This window comes from Kocuria sp. 2SI, assembly GCF_005502825.1.
Classification (GTDB): Bacteria; Actinomycetota; Actinomycetes; order Actinomycetales; family Micrococcaceae; genus Kocuria; species Kocuria palustris.
This window is the reverse complement of the sequence record NZ_SCNB01000018.1, coordinates 39,968-56,732: the sequence shown is the minus strand read 5'-3', so window position 1 is coordinate 56,732 and position 16,765 is coordinate 39,968. Positions and strand designations below refer to the sequence as shown.

Genomic DNA, 16,765 nt, shown 5'->3' with positions numbered 1-16,765 from the left:
CCCCCCCCCCCCCCCCGCCGAGTGGATACCTAGTTGCGCCAAGGGGCCAGATAGCGCAACTAGGTATCCACTCGGCGGGAGGGGGCGACGCGCCCGGGGACCTCTGATGTTGCGACATGGACCGCGGGCAGTGGAGAGTATGCGATGTCAGATGACATCGAACGAGAGGAGACCATCATGGTGGATCTCGGAGGAATGGCAGACAAGGCCAAGCAGGCAGCTTCGGACAACCCCGAGGCCGTCGACAAGGCTGCTGACACGGCCAACGACAAGACCGGCGGCCAGCACGAGGACCAGATCAACTCCGCCAAGGACAAGCTCACTGGCGGAAACGACGACAACTGATCCACGGATCAGCGGTCGACCGGCCCGCAAGGGTCGGTCCTCATGCGCCTGAGGGGCGGCACCATCACGGTGCCGCCCCTCAGTGCATCTGCAGATGCTCGCATCCCGGCCGGCGCCCTCCGGCCGACATCGGAGGACCGGACGACGACGGTCGAGCCCTCAGACGCGTCAGACCGAGGGCTGCTCCGGCATCTGCCCCTCGCGGGCCAGGGCCGTCAGTCGCGAGACGGCGCGCGAGTACTTCTTCTGGTAGCCGCCGGCCATCATCTCCGGGGTGAAGATCTGATCGAAGGCCACGCCCGAGCTGATGATCGGCAGGTCACGGTCATAGAGGCGGTCGGCCAGCACGACCAGACGCAGCGCCAGGGCCTGCTCGTCGACCGTGCGCACGCCGCGCCACACGATGCCGTCGAGGCCCTGGACCATGGCCCGGTAGCGCGACGGGTGCACGCGGATCAGGTGCTCCAGGATGTCCTCGAAGTCGTCGACCGCGATGGTCGCGTCGTCCGGGAAGCGCTGCGCGGCGGCCGCCTCGAGCTGGTCGTCCGCCAGCGGCGCGGGTGCCTCGGGCAGGCCGCGGTGACGGAAGTCCTCGCCGTCGATGCGCAGGACGTCGAACTGATCGGAGAGCACCTGGATCTCGCGCTGGAAGTCCTGCGCGGCGAAGCGGCCCTCCCCCAGCGAACCGGGCAGCGTGTTGGAGGTCGCGGCCAGGCGCACCCCAGCATCCGAGAGCTCCCGCATCAGCCGGGACATCAGGACGGTGTCGCCGGGATCGTCGAGCTCGAACTCGTCGATGCACACCAGCGCATAGCCGCTCAGCGCCTCGACCGTCTTGCGGAAGGTCAGAGCGCCGACCAGGTTGGTGTACTCCACGAAGGTGCCGAAGGACTTCGGCCCCGGGGAGTCGTGCCACAGCGAGGCCAGCAGGTGCGTCTTGCCCACGCCGAAGCCGCCGTCGAGGTAGATGCCCTGGGCCGCCGTCTGCTTCTGCCCGCCGCCGAACATGCGCGAGAGGAAGCCGCCGCTCTTCTTCTGGGAGGGCGCCTGGATCGAGGCGGCGAAGCGCTTGAGCACCTCGACGGCCTCCGCCTGCGAGGGCTGCGAGGGGTCCGGGCGGTAGGTGTCGAAGGAGACCTCGCCGAAGCGCTCCGAGGGGCGGAAGCCCTCGAGCAGCTGCTCCGCGGAGACGGACGGTGCGCGCTCGGACAGGCGCTCGATCTTGGGACTCACAAAGGACCTCTTCAGGTGCGACCGGTGGGGGCGCGACCGAGCCTACCGGCAGGCGAGCCGCTGCGGTTCGCCCGCCGCGCACATGGCCCGCGGGCCGGCTCGACCGCGCAGACCCGTGGGTACAGTGGAACCAGATCCCTCGAGGCCGGCCCCAGCGATCGGGGCCGCCCCCTACGACCCTTCTGAGAGGACGCACATGGCTGTCGATCCCGACACCACCGACCCCAAGTTCGCCGAATACGCCCACCCCGAGCGCCTGGTCTCCACCGAGTGGGTGGCCCAGCACCTCGAAGATCCGCAGGTCGTCATCGTGGAGTCGGACGAGGACGTGCTGCTCTACGAGACCGGCCACATCCCGGACGCCGTGAAGGTCGACTGGCACACCGAGCTCAACCAGCAGGCCGTGCGCGACTACCTGGGCGGGCAGCAGTTCGCTGAGCTGATGAGCGCCAAGGGCATCTCGCGCGAGCAGACGATCGTGGTATACGGCGACAAGTCCAACTGGTGGGCCGCCTACGCCCTGTGGGTCTTCACCCTCTTCGGCCACCAGGACGTGCGCCTGATGGACGGCGGCCGCGACAAGTGGATCGCCGAGGGCCGCGAACTGTCCACCGAGACCCCGTCGCGCGAGCGCACCGACTACCCCGTCGTCGAACGCGACGACTCCCGCATCCGCGCCTTCCGTCAGGACGTCCTGGACGAGATCGGGCGCACTCCCCTGGTGGACGTCCGCTCGGCCCCGGAATACACGGGCGAGCGCACGCACATGGCCGACTACCCGCAGGAGGGCGTGCTGCGCGGCGGCCACATCCCCACCGCGGCCTCCGTCCCGTGGGCGCGCGCCGCCGCCGAGGACTCGACCTTCAAGACCCGCTCGGAGCTCGAGGCGATCTACCGCGACGAGATCGGGCTGGATCCGCAGGAGCCGGTCATCGCCTACTGCCGCATCGGCGAGCGCTCCTCCCACACGTGGTTCGTGCTCGAGCACCTGCTGGGCTACCCGCAGGTGCGCAACTACGACGGCTCCTGGACCGAGTGGGGCAACTCCGTCGGTCTGCCCGTCGTGATGGGCGAGGAGCGCGGCGAGGCTCCGGAGGCCCGTCGATGAGCGGGGCGGACGCGAACATCCCGGAGTCCGTGCAGGAGCTGATCGAGGACTTCCACGCCGTTCCGGACGCGGATCGCCTCCAGCTGCTGCTCGAGTTCTCCCGCTCCCTGCCGGATCTGCCGGAGCGCTACGGGGAGCATCCCGAGCAGCTCGAGCAGGTCGTGGAGTGCCAGTCGCCGCTGTTCCTGACGGTCGAATGGGACGGCCAGGCCCAGACCGGCGACGACGACACCCCCGTGCGCCTGTTCTTCTCCGCTCCCCAGGAGGCGCCGACGACCCGCGGCTTCGCTTCGATCCTGCACGAGGGGCTCGACGGGCTGCCGGCCGCGCAGATCCGCGATCTGCCCGGCGATCTCACGGAGCGCTTCGGGCTGACGCAGCTGGTCTCGCCGCTGCGCATGCGCGGCATGTCCGCCATGCTGGATCGCATCCGTCGTCAGATCGCGAACCTGCCGCGCTGAGCAGGTCCCTGGGCGGCACACGCAGCAGCCCCCGTCGGGTCGTCCCGACGGGGGCTGCGCTGGTCTTCAGCAGGGGCGGCGCCGCAGCCGGCCTCAGTCGTGCAGGTCCGGCAGCACGCGCGCGGCCCACTCCTCCACGGAGGACTCCCACCGCTGCGGGTCCACGTTCCACTCCTTGGTGTGGCGGGCGCGCTGGAAGCCCACCATCTCGACCCGGTCGCTGAGTTCCGCCAAGCGCTTGGAGGCGGTGTCCGGGACGAACTCGTCGTCGGCGGAGTGCAGGATCAGCGTGGGGGTCTGCAGCTGATCGGCGCGCGTGATCCAGTCCAGCGAGCCCAGGTCCAGCGGTGCGGCCAGGCCCGTGAGCCACAGCCCGCGCGGCGAGGTGATCAGGGACTGGGCCATGGTGGTGATCGCTGAGGGGATGTGTCGCGACGCCGTGTGGTGGGTGAACAGCGTGAACCAGTCCACGACCGGCCCGGTGAGGACCATCCCCGCGATATCCGCCCGGTAGATCGACAGGTCCGCGGTCTGCAGGCAGATCGCCCCGCCCATGGACCAGCCGAACAGCACGATCCGGGTGGCCCCTCGCAGCTTGGCGTAGGAGATCGCCAGCTGGACGTCCTTCCACTCCGTGAACCCCAGCCCGTAGCGTCCGTCCGGGGAGGCCGGAGCCTCTCGGTCGTTGCGGTAGGAGATCAGCAGCGAGTTCAGGCCCATGCGCTGGGCGGTGTCCAGGGCGCGGATGGCCTCCATGCGCTGGGCGCCGCGGCCGTGGACCATGATCGCCCAGGGGCCGGGCAGCTGCTGGGCGGCGGGGTCCTCGGCCGCGGTCTGCTCGTCGTCGCGGGACACGCTCTCGCGGTGGTCGTCCTCGCGGTGCGCGTCGTCGTCGTGGCCTCCGGCACCGCGAGGGCGGAAGCCGCGGTCCGTCCCCGGGCGCGCGCTGCCCGCCTGCGGATCCCGTCTCTGCCCCGCCGGGACCACCCAGCAGGGTGCCGCGCCCATCTCCATGGGCAGCTCGACCTCGTGGAAGCGGTATCCGGCCGCGGCGGGGTCCGGGTAGACCGTCCCGGCCCACCAGCCGCGCGAAGCCGCCGAGAGGTCGCCGCTGTAGACCTCCTGGACCTCCCGCACGACCTCGCCGGCGGCCGGTGACCAGGAGAGGATCTCGCCGATCCGAGCGTGGCCCTCTCCCCCGCCGAAGCGCAGGCTGTAGACGCCGTCGACGGTGGTCTCCACCGTGGCCGCCAGGCGCACCTCGCCGGCTCCGGGCAGCGCCTCGGGATGCTGCGCCGGATCCACCGGGGTGTACTGGTGGATGGCCAGGTCCTCAGAGCGGTACCGGGGCGGCACGACGACCTGACGCGCCACGTAGGCGGCGATCGCCGAGGAGACGCCGAAGGACAGCGACGCCGCCCCCACCGTCAGCGCCGTGCCCGCCACGGCTCCGCGGGCCCACACCGACGACGACTCCCGCGGCTGCCCGCGCAGGGCGGCAAGCGGACGTGATCGGGCGGGGTGGGTCGATGAGCGCAGGGAACCGGGCATAGTCACATTCTGTCATGTGAGCCTCGGCGTCGGCCGGGAACGACGATCCCCGCGAGCTCTACCCGCACGCGCGGAACCGATTTCGTGAATATCCGGGGCACATGCGCTGTTGCACCCGTGAGGCCCCTGGCTCTTGCGGCACAGCGGGTCACCACGACATCGAGGCGAGGAGGACACCGTGTCCGAGCAGACCGACCAGCGCAGCACCGACCCGCAGGCCAACGCAGACGAGCAGGCCGCCGAGAACAAGCCCAGCGTGCAGCGCACCGAGGACGAGTGGCGCGCAGTGCTCAGCCCACAGGAGTTCCACGTCCTGCGCGAGGCCGGCACCGAGCGGCCCTTCACCGGCGAGTACTGGGATACCGAGACCGAGGGCGTCTACTCCTGCCGGGCCTGCGGCGCGGAGCTGTTCCGCTCGGAGACCAAGTTCGGCTCGCACTGCGGATGGCCGTCGTTCTTCGCGCCGCTGGCCGAGGACCGCGTGCGCTACATCCGCGACTCGTCGCTGGGCATGGAGCGCGTGGAGGTGCGATGCGCGGCCTGCGACTCCCACCTGGGCCATCTCTTCGCGGGCGAGGGCTACCCCACGCCCACGGACCTGCGCTACTGCATCAACTCGCTGTCCATGCGCCTGGAGCCGGCACAGGGCACCGGGGACGCGGGCACACAGTCGTGAGGCCCTACGCCTGCCGAGCAGCCGTCGCGGCTGCGTCGCGCGGGTGCCCAGGGCCGCGCCGGATCCGGCCTCATGTCGGGAGCGCGTCATCGCTGCGCACCGGACGGCGTGGCAGGCCCGACCGCGAGGTGAGGCGGGCCTAGGCTGGGCCTCGTGACAGCTCAGAGCGATCTGGTCGGAAGGTTCCCACGAGCAGCGGCATCGCTGCGTCGTGCCCAGTGCCGACCGGAGATCGAGCTCGTCGAGATCTCGGCGCCCACGCCCCGAGCCGCCGATTCGGTGGCCTTCTCGGCCACCGTGCTCGAGCCCGTGTCGGCGCATCCCAGCTCCCAGGGCTCCGCTGAAGACGCCCGCGAGCTGGCCACCGGCCGCTTCCTGCTCATCCACGCCCCGGACCGCGGCGCCGAGTGGGGAGATGCCTTCCGCATCGTGACCTATGTGAAGGCGGAGGTTGAGCGCGAGCTGGGCCACGACGAGATGCTCGCCCAGATCGCCTGGAGCTGGCTGCTCGAGGCACTGAATCGCAGCGGCGCGCAGTACATCCGGGAGGGCGGCACGGCCTCACGGGTGCTCTCCGAGGGCTTCGGCCAGCTGGCCGACACAGAGGAGTACATCGACGTCGAGCTGCGGGCCTCCTGGACGCCTCGCGGCGAGGACCTCTCCGTGCACCTGGAGGCCTGGGCGGACATGGTCTGCACGTTCGCCGGCTTGCCGCCGGTGACCGAGTCGGTCACCGTCCTGCGGCGCTGACCCCCACGGCAGCCGCGAGCACACCGGCCACCCCCGAACCATCCGAGCAGCAAGAGGATCTGACAGCCGCAGTGAGCAGCACGAGCCCCTCCCAGCATCCGAGCCCCACCGTCGTCGAGGGCTTCGAGGAATTCGAGATCCCCGACTCCGTCTTCCTGGATCAGCCCATGGACGGCCTGCCCCCTCTGGTGGACACGACCCGGCGCCTCGAGCTGGCCGCCGAGCAGCTCAGCGAGGGCACCGGCCCCGTGGCCCTGGACACCGAGCGGGCCAGCGGCTTCCGCTACGGCCAGCGCGCCTTCCTGGTCCAGCTGCGCCGCGAGGGCACCGGCACCGTGCTCATCGACCCCGAGGCCACCGGATCGCTGGCGATCATCGACGAGGCGCTGCGCGGCACCGAATGGGTCCTGCACGCCGCCACACAGGACCTCCCCTGCCTGCGCGAGCTGGACATGCACCCCGACGCCCTGTTCGACACCGAGCTCGGCGGACGCATCGCCGGGCTGAGCCGTGTGGGGCTGGCCGCAGAGACGGAGGAGCTGCTCGGCTTCACGATGGCCAAGGAGCACTCGGCGGTGGACTGGTCCACCCGCCCCCTGCCGGAGCCGTGGCTGACCTACGCCGCCCTGGACGTCGAGGTCCTGGTCCAGCTGCGCTACGCCATGGAGGAGCTGCTGCGCTCCCAAGGCAAGCTCGAATGGGCGCTCGAGGAGTTCGAGGCCGTGCGCACAGCACCGCCCGCCGCCCCGCGCAAGGATCCGTGGCGGCGCACCTCCGGGATCACCAAGATCCGCGGACGACGCCAGCTCACCGCCCTGCGCAACCTGTGGACCGAGCGCGAGGAACTCGCCCGCCACAAGGACATCTCTCCAGGGAGGCTGCTGCCCGACTCCGCCCTGGTCGCGGTGGCCCAGGCCATGCCCCGCTCCGTGCCGCAGCTGCTGCGCACGCCGGGCTTCCACGGCCGCGCCGCCTCCAAGGAGGCACCGCGCTGGCTGCGTGCCCTCTCGGAGGCCCGCCAGGCCGAGGAGCTGGTCCCCCAGTCGGTCTCCTCCGACTCCCTGCCGCCGGTGAAGTCCTGGACCGTGAAGCGACCGGCCGCCGCCGAGCGCCTGCGCACGCTGAAGCCCGCGGTGGCCGAGCGCGCCGCCGAGCTGGGGATGCCCACCGAGAACCTCGTGGTCCCCGAGCACCTGCGCCGGTTCAGCTGGGATCCCCCGGCCTCGGCCGAGCTCGGTCAGATCGCCGAGCGGCTCGCCGAGATCGGTGCCCGGCGGTGGCAGATCGACAACGTGGCGCCGACGATCCAGAAGGCGCTTCGCCTGCCGCAGACCGAGCAGCAGGACGACCACAGCTCCGCCGCCGCAGGCTGAGTCCGGACGTGGAAGGAGCCGCCGAGAGGTGATCTCGGCGGCTCCTTCTCATGCGCGCGGCGGGGCTTCCTGTGCAAGGAGGCCGCAGTGGCTCAGAGGTGCTTGGTCTCCGGGGAGTTCGTGGAGGCGCTCAGGTTGCCGGTGGCGTCGCCCTGGGAGGAGCCCTTGGCCTTGTCGGCGGCGCTGGAGGCCGTCTGCTTGGCCTTGTCGGCGGCGTTGGAAGCGGTCTCCTTGGCCTTCTCGGCCACGACCGGCGCCTGCTCCTGCACGGTGGCCTTGGCCTTCTCGGCGCCCTCGGAGACCTTGCGGCGGACCTCCGGGTCATTGGTCACGCCCAGGACCTGGGACTTGATCTGATCGAACGGCTCGCGACCGGCAGCCGAGCCGGCGACGAAGCCGATGGCCAGACCCGCCACGAAGATGGCCTTCTTGAACATGTCTCTTGCCTCTCGTCGTGTCACGGGCCTCATCGCCCGCGTTCTGCCGCTAAGCCTACTGACGGCGAACGGGCCGGACAACGAAGCCCTCGGCGCGGCGGCCCCGCGATCTGCCGCCATTGCACACCGAGCGTCAATCTCAGGCCCCGGTGCGGTCCTCGAAGCGCAGAGCGGACGCGTCCTCGCCGACCGGGCGGGCATAGGGCACCCGCGTCCCGAGCACCGAGTCCACGGTGTCGCGGGTGATCTGCTGGGCGGTCAGGCCCACCCGCTCGAGCACCTGCGACCGGGAGCCGTGAGTGAGGAACTCGGTGGGCAGCCCGACCTCGTTCAGCGCAGTGTCCACGCCGGCCCGGCGGACGGACTGGCGGATGAGGCTGCCGATGCCGCCGGAGCGCACGCCGTCCTCGACCACCACCACGAAGCGGTGCTGAGCGGCCAGCTCCGACAGCGAGGCCGGCACGGGCAGGACCCAGCGCGGATCCACGACGGTGGCCGAGATCCCGTGATCTCCCAGGCGCCGGGCCACCTCCAGGCACAGCGGGGCCATGGCGCCCACGGCGACCAGCAGGACGTCGGTGTCCTGATCGCTTCCCGAAGGGCGCTCCGCACGCTTCTCGTCAGCAGAGCCCTGGCCGGCTGCCATCTCCTCCTCGGCCTCCCGCTCCACGGCTCCGGTGGTGCGCAGGAGGATCTCCACGCCGTCGTCGAGCCGCTCCAGAGCGGGGATCGGCTCGGAGACGGATCCCTTGGGGTAGCGCAGCACCGTGGGGGCGTCGCTGACGTCCAGGGCCTCGCGGAACTCCTCGCGCATGCTGGGCTCATCACGCGGGGCCGCCAGGTGCAGCCCGGGCACGATCTGCAGCAGCGCCAGGTCCCACATCCCGTGATGGCTGGGCCCGTCCGGACCGGTGACCCCGGCCCGGTCGAGCACCAGGGTGACGCCGGCCTTGTGCAGCGCCACATCCATCAGCAGCTGATCGAACCCGCGATTGAGGAACGTGGCGTACAGCGCGACCACCGGGTGCAGCCCTCCGTAGGCCATGCCGGCGGCCATGGTCAGGGCGTGCTGCTCGGCGATCCCCACGTCGAAGACCCGCTCCGGGTGCTTGGCCTGCATCAGGTTCAGCCCCACCGGGATGGTCATAGCGCCCGTGATGCCCACGATGTCGTCGCGCTCATCTGCGGCCTCTGCCATGGCCTCGGCGAACACGGAGGTCCAGGACCGGCCCGAGCTGGCGCTGGTGGGCTGGCCGGTCTCCGGGTCGATCGTGCCCACGGCGTGGAACATGTCGTCGACGTCGGCGATCGCCGGGGCGTAGCCGTGGCCCTTCTGCGTGATCGTGTGCACGAGCACCGGTCCGCCGAAGTCGCGGGCTCGTCGCAGAGCGTGCTCCAGGGCGTCCTGGTCGTGGCCGTCGATCGGGCCCACGTACTTCATGCCCAGATCGGCGAACAGGCCGTTGTGGACCACCACGTCCTTGAGCCCGGCCTTCATGCCGTGCAGCCCGCGGTAGGTCGCCTGGCCCACCGGCCCGGAGTTCTGCAGCGACTCCTTGACCTGGGTGAGCACGCGCTCGTAGCGCCGGTCCGTGCGCACGGTGTCCACCGACTGCTGGACCTCGGCCTTGAGCTCCTGCAGCTGACGCGCCAGCCCGCCGACCGTGGGGGCGTAGGAGCGCCCGTTGTCGTTGACGACGATCACCACGCGGCGATCGGGATCCGAGGCGATGTTGTTCGCGGCCTCCCAGGTCATGCCGCCGGTCATGGCGCCGTCGCCGACCACCACCACGGTGGTGCGATCGTTCTGGCCGGTGAGCGCGAAGGCACGGGAGATGCCGTCCGCCCAGGACAGCGACGACGAGGCGTGCGAGGACTCCACGACGTCGTGCTCGGACTCGCCGCGGTCCGGGTAGCCGGCCAGACCGCCCTGCTGGCGCAGGGTCGAGAAGTCCTGGCGGCCGGTCAGCAGCTTGTGCACGTACGACTGGTGCCCGGTGTCGTAGACGATCGGGTCCCGGGGCGAGTCGAAGACGCGGTGCAGAGCCAGCGTGAGCTCGACGACGCCCAGGTTCGGGCCCAGATGGCCGCCCGTGGCCGACACGTTGGTGACCAGGAACCTGCGGATCTCCTCCGCCAGCTCCCCCAGCTGCTCGGGCGCCAGGCCCTTGAGGTCCTCCGGGCCGCGGATGCCCTCCAAGATCGACATGGTTCTCCTTGCAGCGCAGCCTCGTCGACGAGGCCGCGCACAGCGAATCTTCGTATCAGCCGATGCTACCGCCGGCATCCGACGCACCAGGCCGGGACCTGCCGCGAGGACGTTCGCACGCACGAGCGCCCCGCCGGGCCGGAGCCTGACGGGGCGCTCTCGCGCGGAGGGATCTTCAGATCACTTGCTGGCCATCTGGCGCAGCACGTACTGCAGGATGCCGCCGTTGCGGTAGTAGTCCGCCTCACCGGGGGTGTCGATGCGCACGTCGGCGTCGAACTCGACGGTGGAGCCGTCCTCCTTGGTCGCCGTGACCTTCACGGTCTTGGGGGTGCGGCCGTCGTTGAGCTCGGTGACGCCCGAGATCGAGAAGGTCTCGGTGCCGTCCAGGCCCAGCGAGTTGGCCGACTCGCCCTGCGGGAACTGCAGCGGCAGCACGCCCATGCCGATCAGGTTGGAGCGGTGGATGCGCTCGTAGGACTCGGTGATGACCGCGCGGACGCCCAGCAGGCTGGTGCCCTTGGCCGCCCAGTCGCGGGAGGATCCCGAGCCGTACTCCTTGCCGCCCAGCACGACCAGCGGGACGCCGGCCTCCTGGTAGTTCATCGCGGCATCGTAGACGGCGGCCTGCGGGCCGCCCTCCTGGGTGAAGTCGCGGGTGAAGCCGCCCTCCACGCCGTCCAGGAGCTGGTTCTTGATGCGGATGTTGGCGAAGGTGCCGCGGATCATCACCTCGTGGTTGCCGCGGCGCGAGCCGTAGGAGTTGAAGTCCTTGCGCTCGACCCCGTTCTCGATGAGGTACTTGCCCGCGGGCGTGTCCGACTTGAAGGAGCCGGCCGGGGAGATGTGGTCGGTCGTGACCGAATCGCCCAGCTTGAGCAGCACGCGCGCACCCTCGATGTCGGTGACCGGGGCGGTCTCCATGGTCATGCCCTCGAAGTACGGGGGCTTGCGCACGTAGGTGGACTCCGCGTCCCACTCGAAGGTCTTGCCGGTCGGGGTCTCCAGGGACTGCCAGCGCTCGTCGCCGTCGAAGATCGTGCCGTACGAGTCGTTGAACATCTCCGTCTCGATGGAGTCGTCGATGATCTGCTGGACCTCGGTCGGATCCGGCCAGATGTCCTTGAGGTAGACGTCGTTGCCCTCGGAGTCCTGGCCCAGCGGCTCGTTCTGGAAGTCGAAGTCCATGGTCCCGGCCAGGGCGTAGGCGACCACCAGCGGCGGGGAGGCCAGGTAGTTCATCTTGACGTCAGGGTTGATGCGGCCCTCGAAGTTGCGGTTGCCCGACAGCACCGAGGTCACGGCCAGGTCGTTGTCCTGGACCGCCTGCGAGATCTCGGACTCGAGCGGACCCGAGTTGCCGATGCAGGTGGTGCAGCCGTAGCCGACGATGTAGAAGCCCAGGGCCTCCAGCGACGGGATCAGGCCGGACTTCTCGTAGTAGTCGGTGACGACCTTGGAGCCCGGGGCGATCGAGGTCTTGACCCAGGGCTTGGAGGCCAGGCCCTTGTCGACGGCGTTGCGGGCCAGCACGGCCGCGGCCATCATCACGGACGGGTTCGAGGTGTTCGTGCAGGAGGTGATCGAGGCGATCGAGACCGCGCCGTTCTCCAGCTCGAACTCGCGGCCGTCCTCCATGGAGACGCCGGCCGACTCGGGGGTCTTGTCCGAGACGTAGTTCTTCACGTCGCGCTCGAAGGTGCCCTTGGCCTTGTCCAGCTCGATGCGGTCCTGCGGGCGCTTGGGCCCGGAGATCGACGGCACGACGGTGGACAGGTCCAGCTCGAGGTACTCGGAGAAGCGGGTCTCCTCCTGCGGGTCGTGCCACAGGCCCTGCTCCTTGGCGTAGGCCTCGACCAGGTCGATCTGCTCCTGGGGGCGGCCGGTCAGGCGCAGGTAGTCCATGGTGACGTCGTCGATCGGGAAGATCGCAGCGGTCGAGCCGAACTCCGGGGACATGTTGCCGATGGTGGCGCGGTTGGCCAGCGGCACGGCCGCCACGCCCTCGCCGTAGAACTCCACGAACTTGCCGACGACGCCGTGCTTGCGCAGCATCTCGGTGATCGTGAGCACGACGTCCGTGGCGGTGGCGCCGGCGGGGATCTCGCCGGTGAGCTTGAAGCCCACCACGCGCGGGATCAGCATGGAGATCGGCTGGCCGAGCATGGCGGCCTCGGCCTCGATGCCGCCGACGCCCCAGCCCAGGACGCCGATGCCGTTCTCCATGGTGGTGTGGGAGTCGGTGCCCACGCAGGTGTCCGGGTAGGCGCGGTTCACGCCGTCGACCTCGCGGGTCATCACGACGCGGGCCAGGTTCTCGATGTTGACCTGGTGCACGATGCCCATGCCCGGGGGCACGACCTTGAAGTCGTCGAACGCGGTCTGGCCCCAGCGCAGGAACTGGTAGCGCTCGCCGTTGCGCTGGTACTCGATGTCCATGTTGCGCTCGATCGCATCGGCGTTGCCGAAGGAGTCGATCTGCACGGAGTGGTCGATGACCAGCTCGGCGGGCGAGAGCGGGTTGACACGGGCGGCGTCGCCGCCGAGGTCCTCGATGGCCTCGCGCATGGTCGCCAGGTCCACGATGCAGGGGACGCCGGTGAAGTCCTGCATGATCACGCGGCCGGGCGTGAACTGGATCTCGGTGTTCGGCTGCGCCTCCGGATCCCACTCGGCCAGGGCCTTGATGTGCTCCTGCGTGACGTTGGCACCGTCCTCGGTGCGCAACAGGTTCTCCAGCAGGATCTTGAGGCTGTAGGGAAGGTTCTCGGCCCCCTTCAGCGCCTTGAGGCGGTAAATCTCGTACTGGGTGCCATTGACGTCAAGGACGTCCTTGGCCCCGAAGCTGTCCACGGTGCTCATGTGCCCGGAACTCCTCTCGCCGCGGTGGTGGATCGCCGAGCGCGGAACGCTGTCGGAGCCTCGGTCGAGGGCCGGACAGCTGCAGCGCGGGTTCGGCGGACTCCTGCCAATATATCCCCATCCGGACACGGATTTCTCACCGAACCTCCCGTTCGGGCTCGATCTATGGTAAGTAAGGCAACCCTCAGCTGCGCTCGAGAACGGTCACCGTCTCGAGGTGATGCGTGTTCGGATACAGGTCCAGGCCGCGCAGGCTGCGCACCTGCCAGCCGCGGTGGCGGAACCGAGCCAGATCGCGCGCGGCAGTGGCCGGATCGCAGGACACGCTCACGATCCGGCGGGGCTCGAGGGCTGCGATCGCATCCACCACGACCTTGCCGGCACCGGCGCGCGGCGGATCCAGCACGACGACGTCCGGTCGCCGCGAAGGCACCGACGACGCTGCGCCGCGCCGGCCCCGCGACGGACGGCCGCCGCGTCGCCTCCGCTGCGGGATCCGCACCAGCTCCGGCCAGCGGCGGGCCAGGACGTCCTCGACGGAGCCGGTGACTGCCTCGACCTGTGGGTCCTCGCCGAAGCGGCGGGCCGCATCCGTGGAGGTCAGCGGGGAGCCCTCGACGGCGAGCACCGAGCCGGCCTCCCCCACGGCCTCGGCCAGGGCAGCCGTCAGCAGCCCCGCGCCCGAGTAGAGATCGAGGGCGTCCTCGCCCGCGCTCAGCCCGGATTCCTGCTCGACGAGCCCCAGCAGATGCTGGGGCGCGCTGCGGTGGACCTGCCAGAATCCGCCGGCGGAGACCTCCCAGGTGCGCTGCCCGATCCGCTCGACGGTGCGTCCGGTCCCGCTGAGCACCAGGGGCTCGCGGCGCGGGGAGCCGGCGGAGGTGTCGGCGCTGAGCACGAGTCCGATCTCCCCCTCCCCGCCGGTCCGGGCGTGGGCGACCTGCAGAGCCGGCAGCGCGTGCTCGCGCAGACGCCGGACGAGGTCCTCGTCGAACGGGTGCGCGGCGGTGACGACCACCGTGGGGGCGTCTGCAGAGGGACCCGCCAGATCGAGCCGTGTCGCCCCGGACCAGTCGATCTCGCCGATCCGCAGAGCGCTCAGCGCGGGAGTCATCAGGGGGAAGTCCTGGACTGGCACGAGCTCGTCGCTGCGGTGGGGATGCATGGCGGCCCGGCCCTGCTCATCGACCGCGAAATGGGCGCGCGTGCGCCAGCCCAGTCCGTCGTCCGTCTCCCCCGGCAGGGCTTCGACCCTCGGGTCCAGCGCCTCGAGCTGCTCTGGCTCGAAGCCCCCGATCCCGCCGAGCAGCTCCCGCAGGACCTCGGTCTTCAGCCGTCGCTGCAGCTCGAGCTCCAGGTGCCCGAGCTCGGCCCCGCCGACCGGAGCGCGCCCGGAGGCCCAGCTCAGCATCGAATCTGCCGGCTCCCAGGGATGCCGCGCCCGGCGCCCCTGCACCGGGGAGAGCACCTCGACCACATCGCCGCGCCAGAACCGCGCCTCGTCCTGGGCCTCGCTCAGCCGCACGCGCACCCGCTCGCCGGGGGCCCCGTGGCGCACGAACACCACGCGTCCCTCCTGGGTGCGCGCCACGGTGTGCCCTCCGTGGGCCAGCGGTCCCAGCTCGAGCTCGAGGTGCTGAGGGCTGTCGGTCATGCGTCGTCTCCATCGGTCGGTGCGGTGCGGGAGCGGGCGGCCAGGGCCTCGCGATCGGCACGGCGGCGGCGTCGTGCGGTGCGCCCGGTCGCCTGGGGGTGGTCCTCGACGGGGTCATCGTGCGGTACCTCCTCGGCGGAGGAGACCTGCGCGCCCAGCGTGTTCAGGTGCCAGGGCACGGAGGCGATCATGACGCCGCGCTCGTGGCGCAGCCGGCTGCGCAGGGCCCCCGTGGCCTGGTTGTGCAGGAAGCGCTCCCAGGACGTGGAGACCACGTACTCCGGCAGGTAGACGACCACCAGATCGCGCGGCGAGCGCCTGCGGACCCGGCGCAGGTGATCGATCACCGGCTGGGTCGAGCTGCGGTAGGGCGCATCCAGCACCCGCAGCGGCACGGGGATCTCCAGGCGCTGCCACTCCTCCAGGATCTGCGCGGTGCGCGCGGCGGAGACGTCCACCACGAGCGCCTCGAGCGTAGAGGGCCGCGAGGCCCGGGCGTAGGCCAGCGCGCGCATGTCCGGCTTGCGCACCGAGGGCACGATCAGCATGGCGTGCACCCGCGAGGGCAGGGCCAGCACGGGCGAGTCCGGGGCCAGGCGCAGGGCCTCGTCGACGGCGTCGTAGTGGCGGCGGATCCCGCTCATGAACAGCGACAGCGCCACGATGCACACCACGGTGATCCAGGCGCCCTGGGTGAACCGCGTGGTCATGACCACCACCAGCACGGCGGCCGAGATCACCGCGGCCAGCACGGCCAGCCCCAGCGAGGCCACGATCCGGCGCCGCCCGGAGGTCGTGGGCTCGGCGCGCCGGTGGCGCCGCCAGTGCCGGACCATGCCGAACTGGGTGAGCGTGAACGAGAGGAACACGCCCACCACGTAGAGCTGCACGAGGGCGTTGACGTTGGCGCCGAATACGGCGGTCAGCACCGCCGCCACCACCAGCAGCACCACGATGCCGTTCGTGAACGCGAAGCGATCGCCGCGAGCGGCGAACTGCCGCGGGAGGCTCGAATCCCGTGCCAGCCTCGAGGCCAGCGCCGGGAAGCCCGTGAAGGCGGTCGAGGCGGCCAGCACGAGCACGAGCACGGTTGCCAGGATCACGACGTAGTACAGCGGCGTGTCCAGGCCGAAGATCGCCCGGGCGAGCTGCCCGAGCACGGGGTTCTGATAGAAGTCCGCCTCCGGGGCGTGGCCGTCCATGCGCAGCTGGCGCTCGGGATCCAGCACGAGCTGGACCCCCGTGGCGCGTGCGAGGTACACGGTGCCCAGCAGCAGCACGACGGAGAGCCCGCCCATGACGGTCAGGATGATCCGGGCGTTGGCGGCCCGCGGGCGGCGCAGGAACGGCACGGAGCCAGCCACCGACTCCACGCCGGTCACCGCCACAGCACCCGAGGAGAACGCCCGCAGCACCAGGATCGCCAGGGCCATGCCCGTCCAGCCGCCGTCGGGGACCTCCACCGGCAGGACCTCCCAGTCCGCGGAGGCCGCGCGGTCCAGGGTGCCGGTGGCCGACTGGTACAGGCCGGTGCCGATCATGGCGAGCAGCACGGCCACGAACAGGTACGTGGGCACGGCTGCGGCGCGGCCCATGAACCGCAGCCCTCGCAGGTTCAGGAGCCCGGCGATCAGGATCCCGGCCAGCGCGAGCTCAAGCCGCAGGTCGATCAGCCGCGGGAAGGCGGCGGCCAGGTACTGCGCCGCGGCGGACATGGACACCGCGACCACGAGGGTGAAGTCGATCATCAGCGACGCGCCGACCACCACGCCGGCGCGATCGCCCAGGTTGGAGGTCGCGATCTCGTAATCGCCCTGCCCGGACGGGTACGCGCGCAGGTTCTGCCGGTAGGCCAGCACGATGATCACGGTCACGACGACGACGGCCAGGCCGACCCACGGCGAGAGCAGCACGGCGGAGGCCCCGGCCAGGGCCAGCGTCAGCACGATCTCGTCCGGGGCGTAGGCCACCGAGGACAGGGAGTCCGCCGAGAACACCGGAAGCCCCGCGCGCTTGGACAGGGCCGTGTCCTCGTAGCGCTCGTTGTGGTAGGGCCTGCCCACCAGAGCGGTCCGCAGCGCGCGCAGTTTCGTCACGGGGACAGGC

General features: G+C 70.8%; 13 protein-coding genes. 6 read left to right on the top strand and 7 right to left on the bottom strand.

The window, feature by feature from the left end; genetic code table 11:
• Positions 1-144: 144 nt before the first annotated feature.
• Positions 145-345: an antitoxin gene (locus FFS25_RS10365; RefSeq protein WP_249933862.1), complete on the top strand. Its 201-nt coding sequence runs from the start codon at positions 145-147 to the stop codon at positions 343-345.
• A 168-nt stretch (positions 346-513) separates the two neighbouring features.
• On the opposite strand, the gene zapE is transcribed toward FFS25_RS10365, so the two are convergent.
• Complete coding sequence (zapE, locus tag FFS25_RS10360; protein WP_137802858.1) at positions 514-1,578, bottom strand: cell division protein ZapE; 1,065 nt, start codon at positions 1,576-1,578, stop codon at positions 514-516.
• A gap of 196 nt (positions 1,579-1,774) precedes the next feature.
• Here zapE and FFS25_RS10355 point away from each other — a divergent pair, with 196 nt between their 5' ends.
• A complete protein-coding gene (locus tag FFS25_RS10355; RefSeq protein ID WP_137802857.1) occupies positions 1,775-2,686 on the top strand; it encodes a sulfurtransferase in 912 nt (303 codons plus the stop codon).
• Positions 2,683-3,147, top strand: coding sequence for a SufE family protein (locus tag FFS25_RS10350; protein WP_137802856.1), 465 nt, complete (start codon positions 2,683-2,685; stop codon positions 3,145-3,147). The genes FFS25_RS10355 and FFS25_RS10350 overlap by 4 nt, the downstream gene beginning before the upstream one ends.
• Before the next feature lie 93 nt (positions 3,148-3,240).
• Here FFS25_RS10350 and FFS25_RS10345 read toward each other — a convergent pair whose 3' ends face one another.
• Entirely contained in the window at positions 3,241-4,698 is a 1,458-nt protein-coding gene (locus FFS25_RS10345; protein ID WP_137802855.1) for an alpha/beta hydrolase family protein, read from the bottom strand.
• A 178-nt stretch (positions 4,699-4,876) separates the two neighbouring features.
• Here FFS25_RS10345 and msrB point away from each other — a divergent pair, with 178 nt between their 5' ends.
• The 3 genes from msrB to FFS25_RS10330 all read left to right on the top strand — a co-directional run bounded on the left by msrB (position 4,877) and on the right by FFS25_RS10330 (position 7,497).
• Positions 4,877-5,374: a peptide-methionine (R)-S-oxide reductase MsrB gene (msrB, locus tag FFS25_RS10340; protein ID WP_502704727.1), complete on the top strand. Its 498-nt coding sequence runs from the start codon at positions 4,877-4,879 to the stop codon at positions 5,372-5,374.
• Positions 5,375-5,527: 153 nt separating this feature from the next.
• On the top strand, positions 5,528-6,124 hold the full coding sequence (locus tag FFS25_RS10335; RefSeq protein WP_137802854.1) for a DUF3000 family protein: 597 nt from the start codon (positions 5,528-5,530) through the stop codon (positions 6,122-6,124).
• 71 nt (positions 6,125-6,195) lie between these two features.
• Positions 6,196-7,497, top strand: a complete 1,302-nt coding sequence (locus tag FFS25_RS10330; protein WP_137802853.1) for an HRDC domain-containing protein — start codon at positions 6,196-6,198, stop codon at positions 7,495-7,497.
• Between the two features lie 92 nt (positions 7,498-7,589).
• Here FFS25_RS10330 and FFS25_RS10325 read toward each other — a convergent pair whose 3' ends face one another.
• The 5 genes from FFS25_RS10325 to FFS25_RS10305 form a co-directional block, all read right to left on the bottom strand.
• Positions 7,590-7,934, bottom strand: a complete 345-nt coding sequence (locus tag FFS25_RS10325) for a YtxH domain-containing protein (protein ID WP_137802852.1) — start codon at positions 7,932-7,934, stop codon at positions 7,590-7,592.
• Between the two features lie 139 nt (positions 7,935-8,073).
• Positions 8,074-10,143, bottom strand: a complete 2,070-nt coding sequence (gene dxs, locus FFS25_RS10320) for a 1-deoxy-D-xylulose-5-phosphate synthase (protein WP_137802851.1) — start codon at positions 10,141-10,143, stop codon at positions 8,074-8,076.
• Positions 10,144-10,323: 180 nt separating this feature from the next.
• Complete coding sequence (gene acnA / locus FFS25_RS10315; RefSeq protein WP_137802850.1) at positions 10,324-13,005, bottom strand: aconitate hydratase AcnA; 2,682 nt, start codon at positions 13,003-13,005, stop codon at positions 10,324-10,326.
• Positions 13,006-13,189: 184 nt separating this feature from the next.
• Positions 13,190-14,659 (bottom strand): class I SAM-dependent RNA methyltransferase, encoded by a 1,470-nt coding sequence (locus FFS25_RS10310; RefSeq protein WP_137802849.1) that lies wholly within the window; start codon positions 14,657-14,659, stop codon positions 13,190-13,192.
• Positions 14,656-16,755: an APC family permease gene (locus FFS25_RS10305; RefSeq protein WP_249933861.1), complete on the bottom strand. Its 2,100-nt coding sequence runs from the start codon at positions 16,753-16,755 to the stop codon at positions 14,656-14,658. Before FFS25_RS10305 ends, FFS25_RS10310 begins: the two co-directional genes overlap by 4 nt.
• Between the last annotated feature and the right edge of the window lie 10 nt (positions 16,756-16,765).